The sequence below is a fragment of the Roseateles violae genome, assembly GCF_030410485.1.
GTDB lineage: Bacteria > Pseudomonadota > Gammaproteobacteria > Burkholderiales > Burkholderiaceae_C > Roseateles_D > Roseateles_D violae.
Genome location: NZ_JAUHHC010000001.1, coordinates 26,395 through 44,407, shown reverse-complemented (window position 1 = coordinate 44,407; position 18,013 = coordinate 26,395). Strand labels below are relative to the sequence as shown.

The window sequence follows — 18,013 nt, the reverse complement described above, 5'->3', positions numbered from 1 at the left end:
GGCTCGACAGGAGTCTTCATCGTGAGCGAATCGATTCAGCATCCCACCTCTTCCTGGCGCATCGCGGCGCAGCCCGCAGCCGCGGTCGGCGTCGTCGGCGCCGGCATCATGGGCGCCGGCATCGCGCAGGTCGCCGCACAGGCCGGCCATCCGGTGCGCCTGCTGGACGTGCGCGAGGGCGCGGCCGCCGCGGCGATCGCCAACATCGCCAAGGGCCTGGACGGCCTGGTGGCCAAGGGGCGGATGGAGGCCGGCGAGCGCGACGCGGTGCTGGCACGCATCGCGCCGGCGTCCGCGACGGCGGAGCTGGCCGAGGCGGCGCTGGTGGTCGAGGTCATCGTCGAGAAGCTGGAGCCCAAGCAGGCGCTGCTGCGCGAGCTCGACGCGCTGCTGGTCCCGGACGCGATCATCGCGACCAACACCTCGTCGATCAGCGTCACCGCGCTGGCCAATGGCATGGCCAATCCGGCGCGTCTGGTGGGCATGCATTTCTTCAATCCGGTGCCGCTGATGAAGCTGGTCGAGGTGGTCTGGGGTGCCGAGACCGAGGCGGCTGTCGCGCAGACGATCTACGAGCTGGCCAGGCGCTGGGGCAAGACGCCGGTGCATGCGAAGTCCACGCCGGGCTTCATCGTCAACCGCATCGCACGCCCTTATTACGCCGAGGCGCTGGCGCTCCTGCAGGAGCAGGCCGGCTCGCCGGCGCAGCTCGACCGCGCGCTGCGCGGCGCGGGCTTCCGCATGGGCCCTTGCGAGCTGATGGACCTGATCGGCCACGACACCAACTACCTGGTCACGCAATCGGTGTTCGAGGCCAATTACGGCGACAAGCGCTACACGCCCTCGCTGGTGCAGAAGGCCCTGGTCGACGGCGGTCGCCTGGGCCGCAAGGTCGGCAAGGGTTTCTATATCGGCACGCCACCGGCTGCCGAGCCGGTGGCGGCGCCCGGCGCGGTGCTGGCGCCGGTCAGCGTCGTCGGCCGCGGCGCGCTGGTCGAGCGGCTGGCGCAATGGCTGACGCACAAGGGCCTGAGCTTCAGCCGCGCTGAATCTGCCGACTGGGCCGGCCTGGCGATCGGCGAGCTGCAGGTCCATCTGAGCCGCGGCATCAGTGCCGCGCAATTGGCGGCCGAGGGCCATCGCCGCGAGCTGGCCGTGATGGACTGGCCGCTGGCGCCCGACCGCGCCAATGGCCTGGCGCTGGCCTTCGCGCCGCATGCCAGCGAGGCCGCGCGCGCGCAGCTCGCCGAGCTCTGGCGCGCGCTCGGCTGGGAGCCGCTGGTCCTGCGCGATGTGCCGGGACTTGCCGTCGCGCGCACGGTGGCGATGCTGGTCAACGAGGGCAGCGACGCGGTCTGGCAGGGCGTCTGCGACGAGCAGGGCGCCGATCTGGCGATGAAGCTGGGCGTCAACTACCCGGCCGGGCCCTTCGAATGGCTGGAACTGCTCGGCGCCGACGCGCTCGTCGGCCTGCTGGATGGCCTGTTCCAGGCCTATCGCAGCGAGCGCTACCGGGTCAGCCCGCTGCTGCAGCAGCGGCGCTGGCAGGGCTGACGGCGGCCTAGTGGTTGACCCGATCCCCCCCGGTGCAGGGGGGATCGCTGCTCGCGGCTCCTCATACGGTAGGGCCCCAGAGGACCACGAGGAGACACCGCATGTTCGGAAAACGGTCTGGCGCCGAGCGCATGCCGTGCATCGCCCGCCGCAGCTTGCTGGCCGCCGTCTGCAGCCTGCCCTTTGCCGGGGCGGCGCGCGCCGCAGCGGCCGCGGAGATCCGCATCGGCCAGGTGCTGCCGCTCACCGGTCCGCTGGGCCCGGTGGTGCGCCCGATCGCCGAAGGGCAGAAGCTGCTGCTCGATGCGGTCAATGCGCAGGGCGGCATCAACGGTGCCCAGATCAGGCTGCTGACCTTGGACGATGCCGCGCAGCCCGCGGCCACCCTCGAGCACACGCAGAAGCTGCTGGACCAGCACGGCGTGGCCGCGCTGTTCGGCTACGCCTTCGTGCCGGGGCTGATGCGCGCGCTGCCGCTGCTGGACGAACGCCGGGTGCCGCTGATCGGCGTCTACAACGGTGCGGACAATCTGCGCAAGGAGCCGCATCCCTGGCTGTTCACCACCACCGCGAGCCTGCGCGACGAGGTGGACGCGATGCTGCAGAACCTGGCGACGCTCAACTCGCGCCGGGTCGCCGTCGCCTACCAGAACAACGAACTGGGCCGTTTCATGCTGCCCCAGGTGGAGGCGATTGCCGCGCAGCACCAGGTCACGCTGCTGGCCCAGGTGCCGGTGGAGCCGGACGGCTCGAATGCACGCGCGGCGACGGACGCGATCGCCAGGACCGAGCCGCAGGCGGTCCTGCTGCTGGCCGGCGGCGCGGCCGTGGTCGGCTTCATGCGCGCCCTGCCGAGCACGCGCGTGCCGGTCTATGCGCTGTCGCTGGCGGGCACCAGCGCGCTGCTGGAGCAACTGGGAGCGGCCGCCCGCGGCATGGCCTTCACCCAGGTCGTGCCCTATCCGCTGCGCCAGATGACGCCGCTGACCAGCCGCTTCGGGGCGGCCGCGGCCGCCGCCGGCGTGGCACCGAGCTACGACCGCATGTGGGGCTATCTGAACGCCAGCATCTTGATCGAGGTGCTGCGCCGCGCCGGGCCCCAGCCGACGCCCGCCAGCATCCAGGCCGCGCTGGAGAAGCTCACCGAACTGGACCTCGGCGGCTACCGCTTGGGCTACGGGGCGCGCCAGCGCCATGGATCCCGTTTCGTGGAGATCACGATGGTCGACGCCAGCGGCCGGTTCATCCGCTGAGGCGCGCCGCTACTGCGCTCGCGGCAGCCCGAACAGCTCGGCCAGCGCCTCGCGGTACTGGGCCTGGCCCAGCGCATTGGTGTTGTGGTGCGAGCCGCCGTCGACCAGCACGAAGCGCTTGGGCTCCGGCGCGCGTTCGTACAGCGCGCGGCCCAGCGCCGGCGGGATCAGCGCGTCGGCGCTGCCGTGCACGACCAGCAGCGGCGTCTTGACGGCGCCGATGCGCTCGCCGGCCTCGAAGCGCTGCGTGATCAGCGGCCCGACCGGCAGCCAGCCCCATTTGAAATTGCTGACCACGTCGGGGATGGAGCTGAAGCTGCCCTCGACGATCAGGCCGGCGGCGTCCGCCTGCACCTCGGCGGCCAGGTGGACGGCGATCGCGCCACCCAGCGAGTGGCCGAACAGATAGCGCTTGGCGCTGGGGTAGCGCGCGGCCAGCCAGTCCCAGGCGGCGCGCGCATCCTCGTAGGCGCTGTCCTCCGAGGGCAGGGCGGCGCTGCTCTGACCGAAGCCGCGGTAGTCGACGGCCAGCACGGCGAAGCCCAGCTGCTGCATGCGGCGGATGCGCGGCGCGCTGCCGCGCACGTCGTAGCGCGCGCCGTGCAGATAGAGCAGCAGCGGTGCGTCGGCTGTCGGGCCGTCGAGCCAGAGGCCGTGCAGCTTGACGGCCGAGCCGTCGCGGCGCGAGTCGTAGGCGATCCAGACATCGCTCATGCCCTGGGCGGCGGCCGTGCCGCCGGACCAGGTCCGCTGGCCGGGCTGGAAGATCCATTCGCGCTGGCGCTCGTCCAGGTTGACGCAGCCGGCCAGCAGGCCGGCACCGGCCACCAGGACCGCCAGGCTAGTCCTCCAGCGCCAGGCCCACATAGTTCTCGGCCAAGGAGGTCTGGGCCGCCGTCGAACTGAAGAGGTAGTCGAGCTCGGCCCGCTGCAGGCGCTGCTCGAAGCCACCCTGCTCGGGGAAGCTGTGCAGCAGCCGCGTCATCGTCCAGGAGAAGCGCTCGGCGCGCCAGACGCGGCGCAGCGCCTTCTCGGAATACTGATCGAGGCCGGCATCGCTGCGCTCGCGGTAATGCTCGATCAGCGCGCGCGACAGATAGCGCACATCCGAGGCCGCCAGGTTCAGTCCCTTGGCCCCGGTCGGCGGCACGATGTGCGCGGCATCGCCGGCCAGGAAGAGGCGGCCATGGCGCATCGGCTCGGCGACGAAGCTGCGCAGCGGCGCGATGCTTTTTTCGATCGCCGCGGCGGGCTGCAAGGCGGCGGCGGTGGCCGGGTCGAGCCGGCTGCGCAACTCGTCCCAGAAGCGCGCATCGCTCCATTGCTCGACCGAGTCGCTGAGACTGCACTGCACATAGCAGCGGCTGCGCGTCTTGCTGCGCATGCTGCACAGGGCGAAGCCGCGCGGGTGATGGGCATAGACCAGCTCGTGCGCCACCGGCGGGGTATCGGCCAGCACGCCCAGCCAGCCGAAGGGATAGACGCGCTCGAAGGTCTTCAGCAGCTCGGCCGGGATGCTCTGGCGCGAGACGCCGTGGAAGCCGTCGCAGCCGGCGATGAAATCGCAGCGCAGCTCCTCGCGGCGGCCATTACGCAGATAGGAGACGCGGGGCTTGTCGGTCGTGATGTCGTGCAGCGCGACCTGCTCGGCCTCGTACAAGGTCGTCATGCCGGCGGCGGCGCGCGCCTCCATCAGGTCGCGCGTCATCTCGGTCTGGCCATAGACGGTCACCGCGCGGCCGCCGGTCAGTTTCTGCAGATCGATGTGCTGGCGGGCGCCGTCGAAGCTCAGGTAGATGCCGCTGTGGACCAGGCCTTCGCGGTGCAGGCGCTCGGCGACGCCGGCCTCTTCCAGCAGGGCGACCGTCGTCTGCTCCAGGATGCCGGCGCGGATGCGCGACAGCACATAGTCGCTGCTGCGCTGCTCCAGAATAAGGTTGGCGATGCCGGCCTTGTGCAGCAGGGCGCCGAGAAGCAGGCCGGCCGGGCCGGCGCCGATGATCGCTACCTGGGTACCTTGCATGCAAGCTCCTGCGCAGTGCTCGCGCAATGGTAGTTCACCGTGAAGGGCCCGCCGGGCCCGGCGAACGACCTCAGAGCAACATGCGCAGATGCGCCTGGGCCTGCAGCAGCGGCGGCAGGCAATGCTCGACCATCTGGTCCATGCTCATGCGCGAGGCGTGGACGATGATGTTGAGCGCCGCGACGACGTCGCCGCGGTAGTTCTTCAGTGGCACGGCCAGCGTGCGCAGGCCCATCTCGAGCTCCTGATCGATGCAGGCATAGCCCAGCGAGCGCACGCGCGAGATTTCCAGGCGCAGGCGTTCCGCATGGGTGATCGTGTGCGGGGTCAGTGCGCTCAGTTCCTGGCGCGCGATCCAGGCATCGGAATCGGCCTGCGGCATCGCGGCCAGCAGCACGCGGCCCACGCCGGAGCAATAGGCCGGCACGCGCGTGCCCGGCTGCAAGGTCGTCGAGACGACGCGGCCGGCGCTGGTTGCGGCGATGCAGATCACGTCGTTGCCGTCCAGCACGCCGGCCGAACTGGCTTCCTTCAGCGCATAGGCCAGCTTGTGCAGCTCGGGCTCGACGATGCGCGGCAGGCGCGCGGAATGCATATAGCTCTGGCCCAGACGCAGCACCTTGGGCGTCAGCGCGAACATCTTGCGGTCCTGCGAAACGAAGCCCAGATGGGTCAGGGTCAGCAGATAGCGGCGGGCGGCGGCGCGGGTCAGGCCGGTGCGGGCAGCGACCTCGCTGATCGTCAGGCGCGGCCGTTCCTGGTCGAAGGCCTCGATCACGGCCAGGCCTTTTTCAAGGCCGGCGACCAGATCGCGCTTCAGCGGACCGGTCTCGTTGGCGCTGACCGTCGTGGGAGCCAGCGTGGGTGCCGCGACGGCGGCCAGATCATCAAAAGCGCGAGCAGCAGACATAGGGGCTTGTGTGCGTTTGGCGCCCCTTGCTTGCGGGCGCGGAGCCAGAAAACCGTGGGCGTCACCGCCCCGTCCGGGACCAGAGCCGATGTGCAGTCGGCATATGTGCGCAAGGAGCACACATATTGGATCCAGTATCCCACACGGTTACTAGCTTTCAACAAGCCTTCAGAAACTTTACCGACCCGGAAAGGCGACAAAAAATCAATGAGCTATGAGTTTTTCTTATTGCTGCAGCGCGGAATTTCACCCGGGATCGCTAGACGCGTTCGATGATCAGCGCGATGCCCTGCCCGACGCCGATGCACATCGTGCACAGCGCATAGCGGCCGCCGGTGCGCTGCAGCTGATTGACGGCTGTCGTCACGAGGCGCGCGCCGCTGGCGCCCAGCGGGTGGCCCAGCGCGATGGCGCCGCCGTTCGGGTTGACGCGGGCATCGTCGTCGGCCAGGCCCAGCTGGCGCAGCACCGCCAGGCCCTGGGCGGCGAAGGCCTCGTTCAGCTCGATCACATCCATCTGCGCCAGCGACAGGCCGGTCTGCGCCAACACCTTCAGCGTCGCCGGCGCCGGGCCGATGCCCATGATGCGCGGCGCGACGCCGGCCGTGGCCATGCCGACGACGCGGGCGCGCGGGTTCAGGCCATGCCGGGCGGCGGCGGCCTCGCTGGCCAGCAGCAGCGCGCAGGCGCCGTCGTTGACGCCCGAGGCATTGCCGGCCGTCACCGTGCCGTCCGGACGGACGACGCCCTTCAGCCGGGCCAGCGCCTCGAGGCTGGTCTCGCGCGGATGCTCGTCTTTGGCGACGATGACCGGATCGCCCTTTTTCTGCGCGATCGTCACCGGCGTGATCTCGGCGTCGAAGAAGCCGGCCTGCTGCGCCGCGACGGCCTTCAGCTGGCTGGCCAGCGCCATGCGGTCCTGCGCCTCGCGCTCGATGCCGAAGTCGCTGGCGACGTTCTCGGCCGTCTCCGGCATCGAGTCCACGCCATAGCGCTCCTTCATCAGCTTGTTGACGAAGCGCCAGCCGATGGTCGTGTCGTAGACGGCATTGCTGCGCGAGAAGGCGCTCTCGGCCTTGGGCATCACGAAGGGCGCGCGGCTCATGCTCTCGACGCCGCCGGCCAGCATCAGCTGCGCCTCGCCCGCGCGGATCGCGCGCGCGGCCGAGCCGACCGCGTCCATGCCCGAGCCGCACAGGCGGTTGATCGTCGCGCCCGGCACGGCGATCGGCAGTCCGGCCAAGAGCGCGGCCATGCGCGCCACATTGCGGTTGTCCTCGCCGGCCTGGTTGGCGCAGCCGTAGAGCACATCGTCCACTGCCTCCCAGTCGACCCGGGCGTTGCGCTCGATCAGGGCGCGCAGCGGGATCGCGCCGAGGTCGTCGGCGCGCACCGAGGACAGCGCGCCGCCGTAGCGGCCGAAGGGCGTGCGGATCGCATCGCAGATAAAGGCTTGGGCTTGAGTCATTGCTTGTTCACTCCATCGAATCGATCAGGGGCAGGCCGGTCAGGGCCTGCAGTTCTTCATGGGCCAGGCCCGGCACGCGGTCCAGCACCCGCAGGCCCTGCGGCGTCACTTCCAGCACGGCCAGGTCGGTGTAGACGCGGGCGACGCAGCGGGCGGCCGTCAGCGGATAGCTGCATTCGCGCACGATCTTGCTCTCGCCGGCCTTGCTCAGCAGTTCCATCATCACAAAGGTCTTCTTCGCGCCGATCGCCAAGTCCATCGCGCCGCCGACGGCGGGAATCGCGTCCGGCGCGCCGGTATGCCAGTTGGCCAGATCGCCGCGCTCGGAGACCTGGAAGCCGCCCAGCACGCAGATGTCCAGATGACCGCCGCGCATCATCGCGAAGCTGTCGGCATGGTGGAAGAAGGCGCCGCCGGGCAGCAGGGTCACCGGCTGCTTGCCGGCATTGATCAGGTCCGGGTCTTCCTCGCCGGCCGGTGGCGGCGGGCCCATGCCCAGCACGCCGTTCTCGCTGTGCAGGATCACCTCGCGCTCGGCCGGGATCTGCGCCGCGACCAGGGTCGGCAGGCCGATGCCCAGGTTGACGATGGCGCCCTCGGGGATGTCGCGCGCCAGCCGGGCGGCCATCTGCTCGCGCGTCCATTTCGTGTGGCTCATGCCGCGGCCTCCAGATGGACCAGGCGCTGCACATAGAGGCCCGGCGTGACGACGCTCTCCGGATCGATCCCGCCCAGTTCGGCCAGCTCGTAGATCGAGGCGACGGTGATCCTGGCCGCCGCCGCCATGATGGGGCCGAAATTGCGCGCCGTCTTGCGGTAGCTGAGATTGCCCCAGCGGTCGCCGCGCTGCGCCTTGATCAGGGCGTAGTCGGCATGGATCGGATATTCCAGCACCTGCAGGCGCCCGCCGATCTCGCGCATTTCCTTGCCGCGGGCCAGCTCGGTGCCGGCGCCGGTTGGCGTGAAGAAGGCGCCGATGCCGGCCCCGGCGGCGCGGATGCGCTCGGCCAGATTGCCCTGCGGCACCAGCTCCAGCTCGATCTTGCCGGCACGGTAGAGCGCGTCGAAATGATGCGAATCGGCCTGGCGCGGGAAGGAGCAGATGATCTTGCGCACCCGGCCCGCGGCGAGCAGCGCGGCCAGGCCGCTGTCGCCATTGCCGGCATTGTTGTTGACGACGGTCAACTCGCGCGCGCCCTGCTCGAGCAGGGCGGCGATCAGTTCGTCGGGCAGGCCGGCGGTGCCGAAGCCGCCGATCATCACCGTCGCGCCGTCGGGCACATCGGCCAGTGCGGCGCGGGCCGAGGCTTGCAGCTTGTTGATCATCGCTACCGCAGGTGTTAAAAAGTTCGTTATAAGAACTTGGGTTCTTATTGGGAACATCGTAGGCGGCCCACGCACGGGCGGTCAAGCGCATGCGTGACAATGCGCACATTGATGGCGATGAATTCCGGATCAAGTTGGGGGAGACCCGGCGCGGCGCTCAAGTTCGCTCGGCGAGTTGCCGATGCTGGGCCAGAGGGCGCCTGTGTATGGGCGTAGATAGAAGCAATGAAGGACAGAACTGCCGATCCGCTGATCGACGTCAACCAGTTGAAGGTGGGCATGTTCATCCACCTGGACCTGGGCTGGATGTCGCATCCCTTTCCGCTGAGCAGCTTCAAGCTCAGTTCGGAAGACCAGATGCTGGTGCTGCGCCGGCTCGGCCTGACCCAGGTGCGCTGGAATCCAGGCAAGAGCGACCTGCACCCGCTGCCCGCCCCGCAGGCCGTCGCTGAAGCCGCGTCGTCCGTGGCAGACGCCGGCGAGCCCGAGCCCTCGGCCGAGGACCGCGCGCGCGAGGCGCATCGCCGGGCCCTGGCCGCCCAGCGCGAGGCGCTGGCGCTGTGCGAGAGCCAGTACGGCGAGGCGGCCAGCGCCTTCCGAGACGTGATGGAGCTGATCCCGCGCGAGCCGGCCGATGCGCGCGAGCAGTCGATGGCGCTGACCTCGGCCCTGCTGGACAAGATGCTGATCGAGGGCGACCTGAACATCCGCCTGCTCAACGAGGGCGTCGGCGACCGCGGCACCGCCCATGCGCTCAATGTGTCCATCATCTCGCTGCTGCTGGGGCGCGCCTTCGGCCTGGGCCGCGAGGAGATGATGGATCTGGGCGTCGGCGCGCTGCTGCACGATATCGGCAAGACCGCGCTGCCGGCGCGGCTGCGCAACCGCGACGACAGCTTCTCGCTCAGCGAGAACCAGGTCTACCAATCGCATGTGGCCAAGGGCGTCGCGCTGGCCCAGGGCATGGGCCTGGCGCCGGGGCCGCTGCTGGTGATCGCGCAGCACCACGAGAACGCCGATGGCAGCGGTTTCCCGCAGCGCCTCAATATGGACCGGATGAGCACGGCCGCGCGCATCGTCGCGCTGGTCAACCGCTTCGACGGCCTGTGCAATCCGCTGCTGGTCTCCAAGGCGATGACGCCGCACGAGGCCTTGTCGCTGATGTTTGCCCAGGGCCGCAACCGCTTCGACGCGACGATGCTGAATGCCTTCATCCGCATGATGGGCGTCTACCCGCCGGGCTCGACGGTGCAGCTGACCGACGACCGCTATGCGCTGGTCGTCGCGGTCAATTCCTCGCGGCCGCTGAAGCCCAAGGTGATGGTGCACGACCCCAAGGTGCCGCGTGAGGAAGCGCTGGTGCTGAATCTGGAAGAGCAGCCGGATCTGGGCATACGCCGCAGCCTCAAGCCGCAGCAGCTGCCGCGTGCGGCGCTCGACTACCTGAGTCCGCGCACCCGTGTCGCCTATTTCTTCGAACCGGCGCCGAGCACCGGCTTCGGGGAGCTGGCCGCGTGAGGCTGCTGAGCCTCGACACGCTGAGACATCTACCGACGCCGGCGCTCCCGGAGGCTGGGCTGCTGGAAGGGCTGCTGGAGGCGGTCTGGCTGGTCGACGCGCGCAGCCGCTGCGTGCTGGCCGTCAATACGGCGGCGACGCAATTGCTGGGCCTGGACGCCGACGCGCTGATCGGCCAGCCGGTCGAGAACCTGGCCGCCACGCCCGAGGACGCGATGTTCTGGCTGGAGGCCGCCGGCAACCGCGCGGCCAGCATCAGCTCGGACACCTGGATGCGCCATGCCGACGGCCGCATGCTGTGGGTGACGCGGCGCATCGGCTTCGTCGAGCAGGAGGGCGGCACGGGCTACTGGCTGGTCGCGATGCGCGACCAGACGCGCGAGCGCCAGGCCGAGGAGGATCGCGAGACCCTGGTCGGCGAGCTGCGCGCGACGCTGGAATCGACCGCCGACGGCATCCTGGTCACCGATCTCGATGGCCGCATGCGCTCCTTCAACCAGCGCTTCGCGGCGCTGTGGGGCATCGCCGACGAACTGCTGCTGCAACGCGACGATGCGGCGGTGCAGGCCTGGATGCGGCGCAGCGTCATCGACGGCGAGGCCTATGCCCTGCGCCTGGCCGCGATCCGCGAGGCGCCGCTGCTGCCCAGCTGCGACCGGCTGCGCCTGCTCGACGGGCGCGTGCTGGAGCGGGTCTCGCTGCCGCAGTTCAGCCGCGGCCGACCGATCGGCCGCGTGCATTCCTTCCGCGATCTCAGCGAGCAGCTGGCCGCCAGCCAGCGCATCGAGGAGCTGTCCCAGCTGGACCTGCTGACCGGCCTGCCGAACCGCCGCGCGCTGGCGACGCGGATCGACTATGCGCAGGCGATGGCGCGCCGCGAGGGCCTGGTGTTCGCGCTGCTCAATGTCGATCTGGACCGCTTCAAGCAGATCAACGACACCCTGGGCCACAGCTATGGCGACCGGGTGCTGAAGGAGGTCGCGCAGCGGCTGAAGACGGCGCTGCGCGAGGTCGACACGGTGGCGCGCTTGTCCGGCGACGATTTCGCGCTGCTGATCCACCAGGCCGATGCGCGCGGTGCCGAACTGGCGGCGCGGCGGGTGCAGGACGCGATGTCGCGCCCGTTCAGCTTCGACACGCTCAGCTTCACCGTCACCTGCAGCATCGGCATCGCGCTGTTCCCCGGCGACGGCGGCGATGCCGACGCCCTGCTGGCCAGCGCCGAGCGGGCGATGCACTGGGTGAAGGAAAGCGGCCGCGCGGGCTTCCGCTTCCACCAGCCGCGCAAGGACGTCGATCTGCTATCGCGCATGCGGCTCGATCACGCGATGCGCCAGGCGCTGCAGCAGGGCCAGTTCCGGCTGCATTACCAGCCGCAGCTGGCGCTGGACAGCGGCCGGGTGATCGGCGCCGAGGCGCTGATCCGCTGGCGCGATCCGCTGCGCGGCGAGATCTCGCCGGCCGAATTCATCCCCGTGGCCGAGGAGAGCGGCTTCATCGTCGCGATCGGCCAATGGGTGCTGCGCGAGGCGGTCGAGCAGGCCGCGCAATGGCTGCGCCAGGGCCTGCACATGCCGGTGGCCGTCAATGTGTCGGCGCTGCAGTTCCAGCAGCCGGCCTTTGTCGAGGCGGTGGCGGAGGCGCTGCGCGCGGCCGGCCTGCCGGCGGCGCTGCTGGAGCTGGAGCTGACCGAATCGATCCTGGTGCGCGATGCCGACGGCGCGCTGAAGCGGCTGGAGGCGCTGGCCGCCCTGGGTGTGCAGATGTCGATCGACGATTTCGGCACCGGCTATTCCAGCCTCGGCTATCTGAAACGCTTTCCGATCCAGCGCCTGAAGATCGACCGCAGCTTCATCCAGGGCCTGCCGGAGGATGCCAGCGACGCCGGCATCGTCAACGCGGTGATCCAGATGGGCCGCGCCCTGCGCCTGCAGGTGATCGCCGAGGGCGTCGAGACCGAGGCGCAGCGCGAGTTCCTGCGCGGGGCCGGCTGCGACGAGTTCCAGGGCTGGCTGTATGCGCCGGCGCTGGCGCCGCTGGCCTTCGAGCAGCAGGTCCGCCAGCAGGGCGCGGCCGCTCCGGCCGAAGCACCGCCGCGCTGATCGGCCCACAATAGGCGTCGACGAGTGCAAACCGCGGAGACGCTGATGATCTACAAATTCAAATCGAAGGCCGGCGCCGATGTGATCATGCTGGGGCCGCAGGGCGACCAGATCCTGCTGCTGCTCGGTCGCACACCGGGCGAGGCCGGCATCCTACTGCTGGAGCAGCTCGACCCGGCGATTGCCGCCCTGGAGCGCGCGGTGGCCGAGGACGAGGCGCGCTTTGCCGCGCTGCAGGCCGAGGCCAAGGCGGCCGGCGAGCCGGCACCGCGCCGCGAAGGCGTCAGCCTGAGTCAGCGCGCCTGGCCGCTGATCGAGCTGATGCGCCATGCGCAGAAGGCCGGCGAGAGCGTGTTCTGGGGTGCCTGACGCGATGAGCCTGGACGCGAGCACCCGCATCCTGGCCGTGCGCCATGGCGAGACCCAGTGGAACCGCGAGACGCGCATCCAGGGACAGCTGGATATTCCGCTGAACGAGACCGGGCTGGAGCAGGCGCGGCGCGTCGGCGCGGCGCTGCGCGAGGAGGCCATCGATCTGATCTATTCCAGCGATCTGGCGCGGGCGCGCCAGACGGCCGAGGCGGTGGCGCGGGCGACCGGCGTCGAGCTGCGCCTGGACGCCGAACTGCGCGAGCGCAGCTTCGGCCGCTTCGAGGGCCTCAGCTGGGCCGAGATCGCCGAGCGCTGGCCGGCGCTGAGCGAGCGCTGGCGGCGCCGCGATCTGGATTTCGATGCCGAGGGCGGGGAGACCTTGCCGATCTTCTATCAGCGCTGCGTCGGCGCGGTCGAGCGGCTGGCGGCCCGGCATCCGGGCAGAACCCTGCTGATCGTCGCCCATGGCGGGGTGATGGACTGCCTGTACCGCGCCGCCACCCGGCTGCCGCTGCAGGCACCGCGCAGCTGGGAACTGGGCAATGCGGCGATCAACCGATTGCTTTACTCGCCGCAAGGCCTCAGCCTCGTGGGCTGGAACGACCAGTTCCATCTGGACGACCGCAGCCTCGACGAGCTCGCCGAAAAGACCTAGCCCCGCCCGCCCGACCTCACTCTTCATGCAAGCCGCGCAAATCATTGTCCTGGTCACGCCGCTGTTCTTTCTGATGATCGCCGTGGAGTTCTGGGTCGGCTGGCGGCGCGGCCGCAATACCTACCGGCTCAATGACGCGCTGAACAGCATCGGCCTGGGCATGCTGAGCCAGCTGGTCGGCCTGCTGACCAAGCTGCTGACCCTGGGCATCTATGTCTGGGTCTACGAGCGGGCGGCGCTGTTCGAGCTGTCGGCGCAATCGCCCTGGGTCTGGCTCAGCGGCCTGCTGCTCTACGACCTGCTCTATTACTGGTACCACCGGCTCGGCCATACGACGGCGCTCTTGTGGGCCGCCCATGCGGTGCACCACCAGAGCGAGGACTACAACCTGTCGACGGCGCTGCGCCAGACCAGCAGCGGCTGGCTGCTCGGCTGGCTCTTCTACCTGCCGATGGCCGTGCTCGGCTTCCCGCCGCTGGTCTTTGCCGTCGTCGGCCTGGTCGATCTGCTCTACCAGTTCTGGGTCCACACGCAGCAGGTCGGCCGGCTCGGCTGGTTCGATCGCTGGTTCTGCTCGCCGTCCAACCACCGCGTCCACCATGCCGTCAACGATCCCTATCTGGACCGCAACTACGGCGGCATCCTGATCATCTGGGACCGCATCTTCGGCAGCTTCCAGGACGAGCTCGACACCGAGCCCTGCGTCTACGGCACCCGCGACGCGCTGCACAGCTGGAATCCGCTGCGGGCCAACTGGCAGGTCTATGGCGCCCTGCTGCGCAAGGCGCGCTGGGCGCGCGGCTGGCGGGAGTGGCTGCAGATCTGCTGGGAGCCAGCGCATTGGCAGCCGGCCGCCGCGCCGCAGGCGCCGGCCCAGGCGGCCTATGACCCGCATACCCGCCCGCTCTACGACCCGGCCGTGCCGGCGCTTCGCCAAGGGCTGGCGCTGGCGCTGTTCGGGCTCCTGCTGGCGGCGACCACCGGCGTGCTGTGGTTCTCGCATCTGCTGGGCCCCTGGCAGCAGGCCGGCGCGCTGCTGCTGATTGCGGCCGGCCTGGTCGGCGTCGGTCGCCTGTGCTCGCCCGGCGCGGCCCGGCCGCTGCGGTCCCCTGCAGAAGGGACCGTCGCTAGCAGTTAAGTGTTGCAATTTCGCGTCGCTTGCGATGGCGGACGCCTAACGCACTTTTATACTGAATCCACATTGCGTACTAGACCGGGCGGCCGAGCCTGGCACCAACTTCCCTTACAAAGGCAAACGATGAAAAAGATCGCTCTTGTGGCTGCACTTGCAGCAATCGCCGCTCCTGCTTTCGCTCAGAGCTCGGTGACCCTGTACGGCCGTCTGAACACGACCGTTGAAAGCCAGAAGATTGGCACGGCCGATCGCAAGATCGTCGTCGCGAACAACGCTTCGCGTATCGGCTTCATGGGCAAGGAAGAGCTGGGTGGCGGTCTGTCGGCCGGTTTCGATATCGAGCACGGCTTCAACTCCGACGACGGCAAGCAGACCGGCACCGCGTTCTGGAATCGTGAGTCTTCCGTCTACCTGGCCGGCTCCTTCGGCACGGTGCGTCTGGGCAGCTGGACCCCGGCTTCCTACTTCGCCACGGCCGATTACGTGAGCATGCACAACCACGACACCGGCTCGTCGTCCGACGCGCTGTACTCGGGTGCCGGCTTCACGCAGACCAACAAGGTTGCCTACAAGACCCCGACGATCAGCGGCTTCAACGCCGAGTTCGCCCTCCACGCCGGTGAAGGCGCTCCGGGCGAGAAGAAGGGCTATGACCTGGGTGCTTACTACGACCAGGGCCCGATCCACCTCGGCCTGGGCTACAGCAAGCAAGGCGTCGGCGACCAGCTGGCCCTGCGCGGCCTGTTCGAAATGGGCGCCTGGGTCTTCGGCGGCTACATCCAGCAGGAGTCGGTTGACGGCCTGCCCGCTTCGCAGAAGGACACCCGTCTGATCGGCCGTGCTTCGGTGATGTACACGATGGGCGCTTCGGAGTTCCACCTGAACTACGGCGGCAGCAAGGCCGGTGGCTATCTGCAAGGTTCCGGCGCCGAGCAGTACACGCTGGCCTATAACTACAACCTGAGCAAGCGCACGAAGATCTACGGCTACTACACCGCGATCCAGAGCTCTATCAACTCGCGTGACTTCAGCTCTTACGCTGCCGGTATCCGCCACAACTTCTGATCGTTCGCGAGCAGAAGCGAGAAAGCGACCTTCGGGTCGCTTTTTTCATTGCGCCGCTGATCCGATCGACATGAATGGCGAACGGCGGCGCTCTTGCTATTCGTCGAACAGCTGGCCGACCGATTTCGGTGGCGCCACGCCCAGATGGCGGAAGGCCGCCAGCGTCGCGATGCGGCCGCGCGGCGTGCGCTGCAGAAAGCCCTGCTGGATCAGATAGGGCTCGATCACATCCTCGATCGTGCCCGGCTCCTCGCCGATCGCGGCGGCCACATTGTCCAGGCCGACCGGTCCGCCGTCGAAGCGGTGCACGACCGCCTCGAGCAGCTTGCGGTCCATCAGGTCGAAACCCTGCGGGTCGACGTCCAGCATCGCCAGCGCCTTGTCGGCGATGGTCTTGCTGATGCGGCCATTGCCCTTGACCTCGGCATAGTCGCGCACGCGGCGCAGCAGCCGGTTGGCGATGCGCGGCGTGCCGCGCGAACGGCGCGCGATCTCCAGCGCGCCGTCCGGATCGATCGGCGCGTTGAGCAGCGCGGCCGAACGGCTGACGATGCGCTGCAGCTCCTCGGCCGTGTAGAACTCCAGCCGCGCGACGATGCCGAAGCGATCGCGCAGCGGGTTGGTCAGCATGCCGGCGCGGGTGGTCGCGCCGACCAGGGTGAAGGGCTGCAGATCGAGCTTGATCGAGCGCGCGGCTGGGCCCTCGCCGATCATGATGTCGATTTGGTAGTCCTCCAGCGCCGGATAGAGGATTTCCTCGACGACCGGGCTCAGGCGGTGGATCTCGTCGATGAAGAGCACATCGTTGCGCTCGAGATTGGTCAGGATCGCGGCCAGGTCCTTGGGTTTTTCCAGCACCGGGCCCGAGGTCTGGCGCAGATTGACGCCCAGCTCGGCGGCGATGATGTGGCTCAAGGTCGTCTTGCCCAGGCCCGGCGGGCCGAACAGCAGCACATGGTCCAGTGCCTCGCTGCGCTTCTTGGCCGCGCCGATGAAGATCTCCAGCTGCTCGCGGGCCTTGGCCTGGCCGACATACTCGTCGAGCAGCTTGGGCCGCAAGGCGCGCTCGATCGCCTCCTCGTTCGGCGAGGTGGCGACGGCGCTGATCACGCGCTGCGTCGGCGCCGGGGCGAAGTCGTCGGTCTGGATGCTCATGACAGGCCTTTCGCCGGGCCGCCCCAAGAAAGGCCTGCGCCCCCCCGGGGGGCAGCGAACGAAGTGAGTGTGGGGGCAGTCATGACAGGAATTTGAGGGCCTGCTTGATGCCGTCACTGACGCCAATGTCTGCCGGCAGCTTCTTCAGCACCGCGGCCGCGTCCTTGTCGGAATAGCCGAGCGCGATCAGGGCCTGCAGGATGTCGGACTGGCTGTCGTTGGCGACGCTGACCGGCAGGGCCAGGTCGGGGCCCAGCTTGCCCTTGAGCTCCAGCAGCAGGCGTTCGGCCGTCTTCTTGCCGATGCCCGGCACCTTGGTCAGGCGGCCCAGCTCCTGCTTGGAGACGGCCTGGGCCAGCTCGGCGATCGACAGGCCCGACAGCAGGGCCAGCGCCATCTTGGGGCCGACGCCGCTGATCTTGATCAGCTGGCGGAAGGTCGCGCGTTCCTCGGTGCTGCCGAAGCCGAACAGGATTTGCGCATCCTCGCGCACGACGAAATGGGTCAGCAGGCTGGTGCGCTCGCCCAGTCCGGGCAGGTTGTAGAAGGTGCTCATCGGCACGTCGACCTCGTAGCCGACGCCCTGCACATCGATCAGAACCTGCGGGGGCGATTTCTCCGCGATGACGCCCGTGAGCTTGCCTATCATGGCCGCGGATTATCCGCGTTTGGCGCAAATTTGCTGGATGTTCGTCCAGTATTTTCCCGAGCCATGCACCGGGCACGGCAGCGATGCCGCTGCGGCGTGCTCAGTTCCGGCCGAACAAGCCCAGGCGCTGCGCTTCGAGCGCGGCTTCGGCCCGCGACGAGACATTCAGCTTGCGGTAGATCTGCTTCACATAGTCGGCGATCGTGTGGCGCGACAGGCCCAACTGCACGCCGATCTCGGGCAGGGTGAAGCCCTTGGCGACGCGCAGCAGCACCTCGGTCTCGCGGTCGGTCAGCGAGACCTCGTGCAAGAGGGCGGTCGGCGGGCGGCGCTGCGAGGTGAAATAGGCGATCACCTTGCGGGCGATCGAGGGCGACAGCGGCGGTTCGCCCTGGCTCATGCGCTGCAGCTGCTCGACGAGCAGTTCGCGCGACTGTTCCTTCAGCAGATAGCCGAAGGCGCCGGCCTGCAGGGCCGGGAACAGATGCTCGTCGTCGTCGTGGATGGTCACGATCACCGACTGCACCTCGGGCTGGCGCTCGCGCAGCGCGGCGATCACATCGACGCCGGAACCGTCGGGCAGGCCGAGATCCAGCAGCGCCAGGGTGAAGCGCTGGCTGTTGACCTGGGCCAGCGCATCGGCGACGCGCGAGCACTCGGTGATCTGGCTGTTCGGGAAGACCTGCTTGATCAGCACCTTGAGCCAGGCGCGGATCTCGGGAATGTCTTCCAGCAAAAGAATATGGTTCATGGTTGTCTGCGTCTTCCCGAGGGCGTCGAGATGATGTCAAGTTAGCCTGTATCGGCACGCTTGCCAATGGATGTAGC

General features: G+C 68.9%; 17 protein-coding genes. 8 read left to right on the top strand and 9 right to left on the bottom strand.

The window, feature by feature from the left end:
- The first annotated feature begins 21 nt into the window (after positions 1–21).
- On the top strand, positions 22–1,554 hold the full coding sequence (locus QWJ38_RS00220; protein ID WP_290357021.1) for a 3-hydroxyacyl-CoA dehydrogenase: 1,533 nt from the start codon (positions 22–24) through the stop codon (positions 1,552–1,554).
- A gap of 101 nt (positions 1,555–1,655) precedes the next feature.
- Entirely contained in the window at positions 1,656–2,807 is a 1,152-nt protein-coding gene (locus tag QWJ38_RS00215) for an ABC transporter substrate-binding protein (RefSeq protein ID WP_290357020.1), read from the top strand.
- Positions 2,808–2,816: 9 nt separating this feature from the next.
- On the opposite strand, the gene QWJ38_RS00210 is transcribed toward QWJ38_RS00215, so the two are convergent.
- The 6 genes from QWJ38_RS00210 to QWJ38_RS00185 all read right to left on the bottom strand — a co-directional run bounded on the left by QWJ38_RS00210 (position 2,817) and on the right by QWJ38_RS00185 (position 8,534).
- Positions 2,817–3,674 carry an alpha/beta hydrolase gene (locus QWJ38_RS00210; protein WP_290357019.1) on the bottom strand — a complete coding sequence of 286 codons (858 nt, stop codon included), beginning with the start codon at positions 3,672–3,674 and terminating at the stop codon, positions 2,817–2,819.
- On the bottom strand, positions 3,649–4,830 hold the full coding sequence (pobA, locus tag QWJ38_RS00205) for a 4-hydroxybenzoate 3-monooxygenase (RefSeq protein ID WP_290357018.1): 1,182 nt from the start codon (positions 4,828–4,830) through the stop codon (positions 3,649–3,651). The genes QWJ38_RS00210 and pobA overlap by 26 nt, the downstream gene beginning before the upstream one ends.
- A 70-nt stretch (positions 4,831–4,900) precedes the next feature.
- Entirely contained in the window at positions 4,901–5,740 is an 840-nt protein-coding gene (locus QWJ38_RS00200) for an IclR family transcriptional regulator domain-containing protein (RefSeq protein ID WP_290357017.1), read from the bottom strand.
- A 259-nt stretch (positions 5,741–5,999) separates the two neighbouring features.
- Positions 6,000–7,208: a 3-oxoadipyl-CoA thiolase gene (pcaF, locus tag QWJ38_RS00195; protein WP_290357016.1), complete on the bottom strand. Its 1,209-nt coding sequence runs from the start codon at positions 7,206–7,208 to the stop codon at positions 6,000–6,002.
- A 7-nt stretch (positions 7,209–7,215) separates the two neighbouring features.
- Entirely contained in the window at positions 7,216–7,866 is a 651-nt protein-coding gene (locus QWJ38_RS00190) for a 3-oxoacid CoA-transferase subunit B (RefSeq protein WP_290357015.1), read from the bottom strand.
- Positions 7,863–8,534: a 3-oxoacid CoA-transferase subunit A gene (locus QWJ38_RS00185; protein ID WP_290357014.1), complete on the bottom strand. Its 672-nt coding sequence runs from the start codon at positions 8,532–8,534 to the stop codon at positions 7,863–7,865. The genes QWJ38_RS00190 and QWJ38_RS00185 overlap by 4 nt, the downstream gene beginning before the upstream one ends.
- 225 nt (positions 8,535–8,759) lie before the next feature.
- On the opposite strand from QWJ38_RS00185, the gene QWJ38_RS00180 reads away from it, so the two are divergent.
- From QWJ38_RS00180 to QWJ38_RS00155, 6 genes are all read left to right on the top strand, one after another.
- Complete coding sequence (locus QWJ38_RS00180; protein WP_290357013.1) at positions 8,760–10,052, top strand: cyclic di-GMP phosphodiesterase; 1,293 nt, start codon at positions 8,760–8,762, stop codon at positions 10,050–10,052.
- Positions 10,049–12,154 (top strand): putative bifunctional diguanylate cyclase/phosphodiesterase, encoded by a 2,106-nt coding sequence (locus QWJ38_RS00175; RefSeq protein ID WP_290357012.1) that lies wholly within the window; start codon positions 10,049–10,051, stop codon positions 12,152–12,154. Before QWJ38_RS00180 ends, QWJ38_RS00175 begins: the two co-directional genes overlap by 4 nt.
- A gap of 45 nt (positions 12,155–12,199) precedes the next feature.
- The gene (locus QWJ38_RS00170; RefSeq protein ID WP_290357011.1) at positions 12,200–12,523 is read left to right on the top strand and encodes a DUF1840 domain-containing protein; all 324 of its coding nucleotides are present in this window, start codon (positions 12,200–12,202) and stop codon (positions 12,521–12,523) included.
- 10 nt (positions 12,524–12,533) lie between these two features.
- Positions 12,534–13,181 carry a histidine phosphatase family protein gene (locus QWJ38_RS00165; RefSeq protein WP_290358028.1) on the top strand — a complete coding sequence of 216 codons (648 nt, stop codon included), beginning with the start codon at positions 12,534–12,536 and terminating at the stop codon, positions 13,179–13,181.
- A gap of 25 nt (positions 13,182–13,206) precedes the next feature.
- Positions 13,207–14,319: a sterol desaturase family protein gene (locus QWJ38_RS00160; protein ID WP_290357010.1), complete on the top strand. Its 1,113-nt coding sequence runs from the start codon at positions 13,207–13,209 to the stop codon at positions 14,317–14,319.
- A 120-nt stretch (positions 14,320–14,439) separates the two neighbouring features.
- Positions 14,440–15,381, top strand: a complete 942-nt coding sequence (locus QWJ38_RS00155) for a porin (protein WP_290357009.1) — start codon at positions 14,440–14,442, stop codon at positions 15,379–15,381.
- A gap of 96 nt (positions 15,382–15,477) precedes the next feature.
- Here the strand turns inward: QWJ38_RS00155 and ruvB are convergent, their stop codons facing one another.
- From ruvB to QWJ38_RS00140, 3 genes are all read right to left on the bottom strand, one after another.
- Complete coding sequence (gene ruvB, locus QWJ38_RS00150; RefSeq protein WP_290357008.1) at positions 15,478–16,536, bottom strand: Holliday junction branch migration DNA helicase RuvB; 1,059 nt, start codon at positions 16,534–16,536, stop codon at positions 15,478–15,480.
- Positions 16,537–16,615: 79 nt separating this feature from the next.
- Positions 16,616–17,185, bottom strand: coding sequence for a Holliday junction branch migration protein RuvA (gene ruvA, locus QWJ38_RS00145; RefSeq protein ID WP_290357007.1), 570 nt, complete (start codon positions 17,183–17,185; stop codon positions 16,616–16,618).
- Between the two features lie 100 nt (positions 17,186–17,285).
- A complete protein-coding gene (locus QWJ38_RS00140; protein WP_290357006.1) occupies positions 17,286–17,936 on the bottom strand; it encodes a response regulator in 651 nt (216 codons plus the stop codon).
- Between the last annotated feature and the right edge of the window lie 77 nt (positions 17,937–18,013).

Excerpts from the sequence above, each read along its gene's own strand:
- QWJ38_RS00215 (WP_290357020.1), top strand. The coding sequence starts at position 1,656 with ATGTTCGGAAAACGGTCTGGCGCCGAGCGCATGCCGTGCATCGCCCGC.
- QWJ38_RS00210 (WP_290357019.1), bottom strand. The coding sequence starts at position 3,674 with ATGTGGGCCTGGCGCTGGAGGACTAGCCTGGCGGTCCTGGTGGCCGGT.
- pobA (WP_290357018.1), bottom strand. The coding sequence starts at position 4,830 with ATGCAAGGTACCCAGGTAGCGATCATCGGCGCCGGCCCGGCCGGCCTG.
- QWJ38_RS00200 (WP_290357017.1), bottom strand. The coding sequence starts at position 5,740 with ATGTCTGCTGCTCGCGCTTTTGATGATCTGGCCGCCGTCGCGGCACCC.
- pcaF (WP_290357016.1), bottom strand. The coding sequence starts at position 7,208 with ATGACTCAAGCCCAAGCCTTTATCTGCGATGCGATCCGCACGCCCTTC.
- QWJ38_RS00190 (WP_290357015.1), bottom strand. The coding sequence starts at position 7,866 with ATGAGCCACACGAAATGGACGCGCGAGCAGATGGCCGCCCGGCTGGCG.
- QWJ38_RS00185 (WP_290357014.1), bottom strand. The coding sequence starts at position 8,534 with ATGATCAACAAGCTGCAAGCCTCGGCCCGCGCCGCACTGGCCGATGTG.
- QWJ38_RS00180 (WP_290357013.1), top strand. The coding sequence starts at position 8,760 with ATGAAGGACAGAACTGCCGATCCGCTGATCGACGTCAACCAGTTGAAG.
- QWJ38_RS00170 (WP_290357011.1), top strand. The coding sequence starts at position 12,200 with ATGATCTACAAATTCAAATCGAAGGCCGGCGCCGATGTGATCATGCTG.
- QWJ38_RS00160 (WP_290357010.1), top strand. The coding sequence starts at position 13,207 with ATGCAAGCCGCGCAAATCATTGTCCTGGTCACGCCGCTGTTCTTTCTG.
- QWJ38_RS00155 (WP_290357009.1), top strand. The coding sequence starts at position 14,440 with ATGAAAAAGATCGCTCTTGTGGCTGCACTTGCAGCAATCGCCGCTCCT.
- ruvB (WP_290357008.1), bottom strand. The coding sequence starts at position 16,536 with ATGAGCATCCAGACCGACGACTTCGCCCCGGCGCCGACGCAGCGCGTG.
- ruvA (WP_290357007.1), bottom strand. The coding sequence starts at position 17,185 with ATGATAGGCAAGCTCACGGGCGTCATCGCGGAGAAATCGCCCCCGCAG.
- QWJ38_RS00140 (WP_290357006.1), bottom strand. The coding sequence starts at position 17,936 with ATGAACCATATTCTTTTGCTGGAAGACATTCCCGAGATCCGCGCCTGG.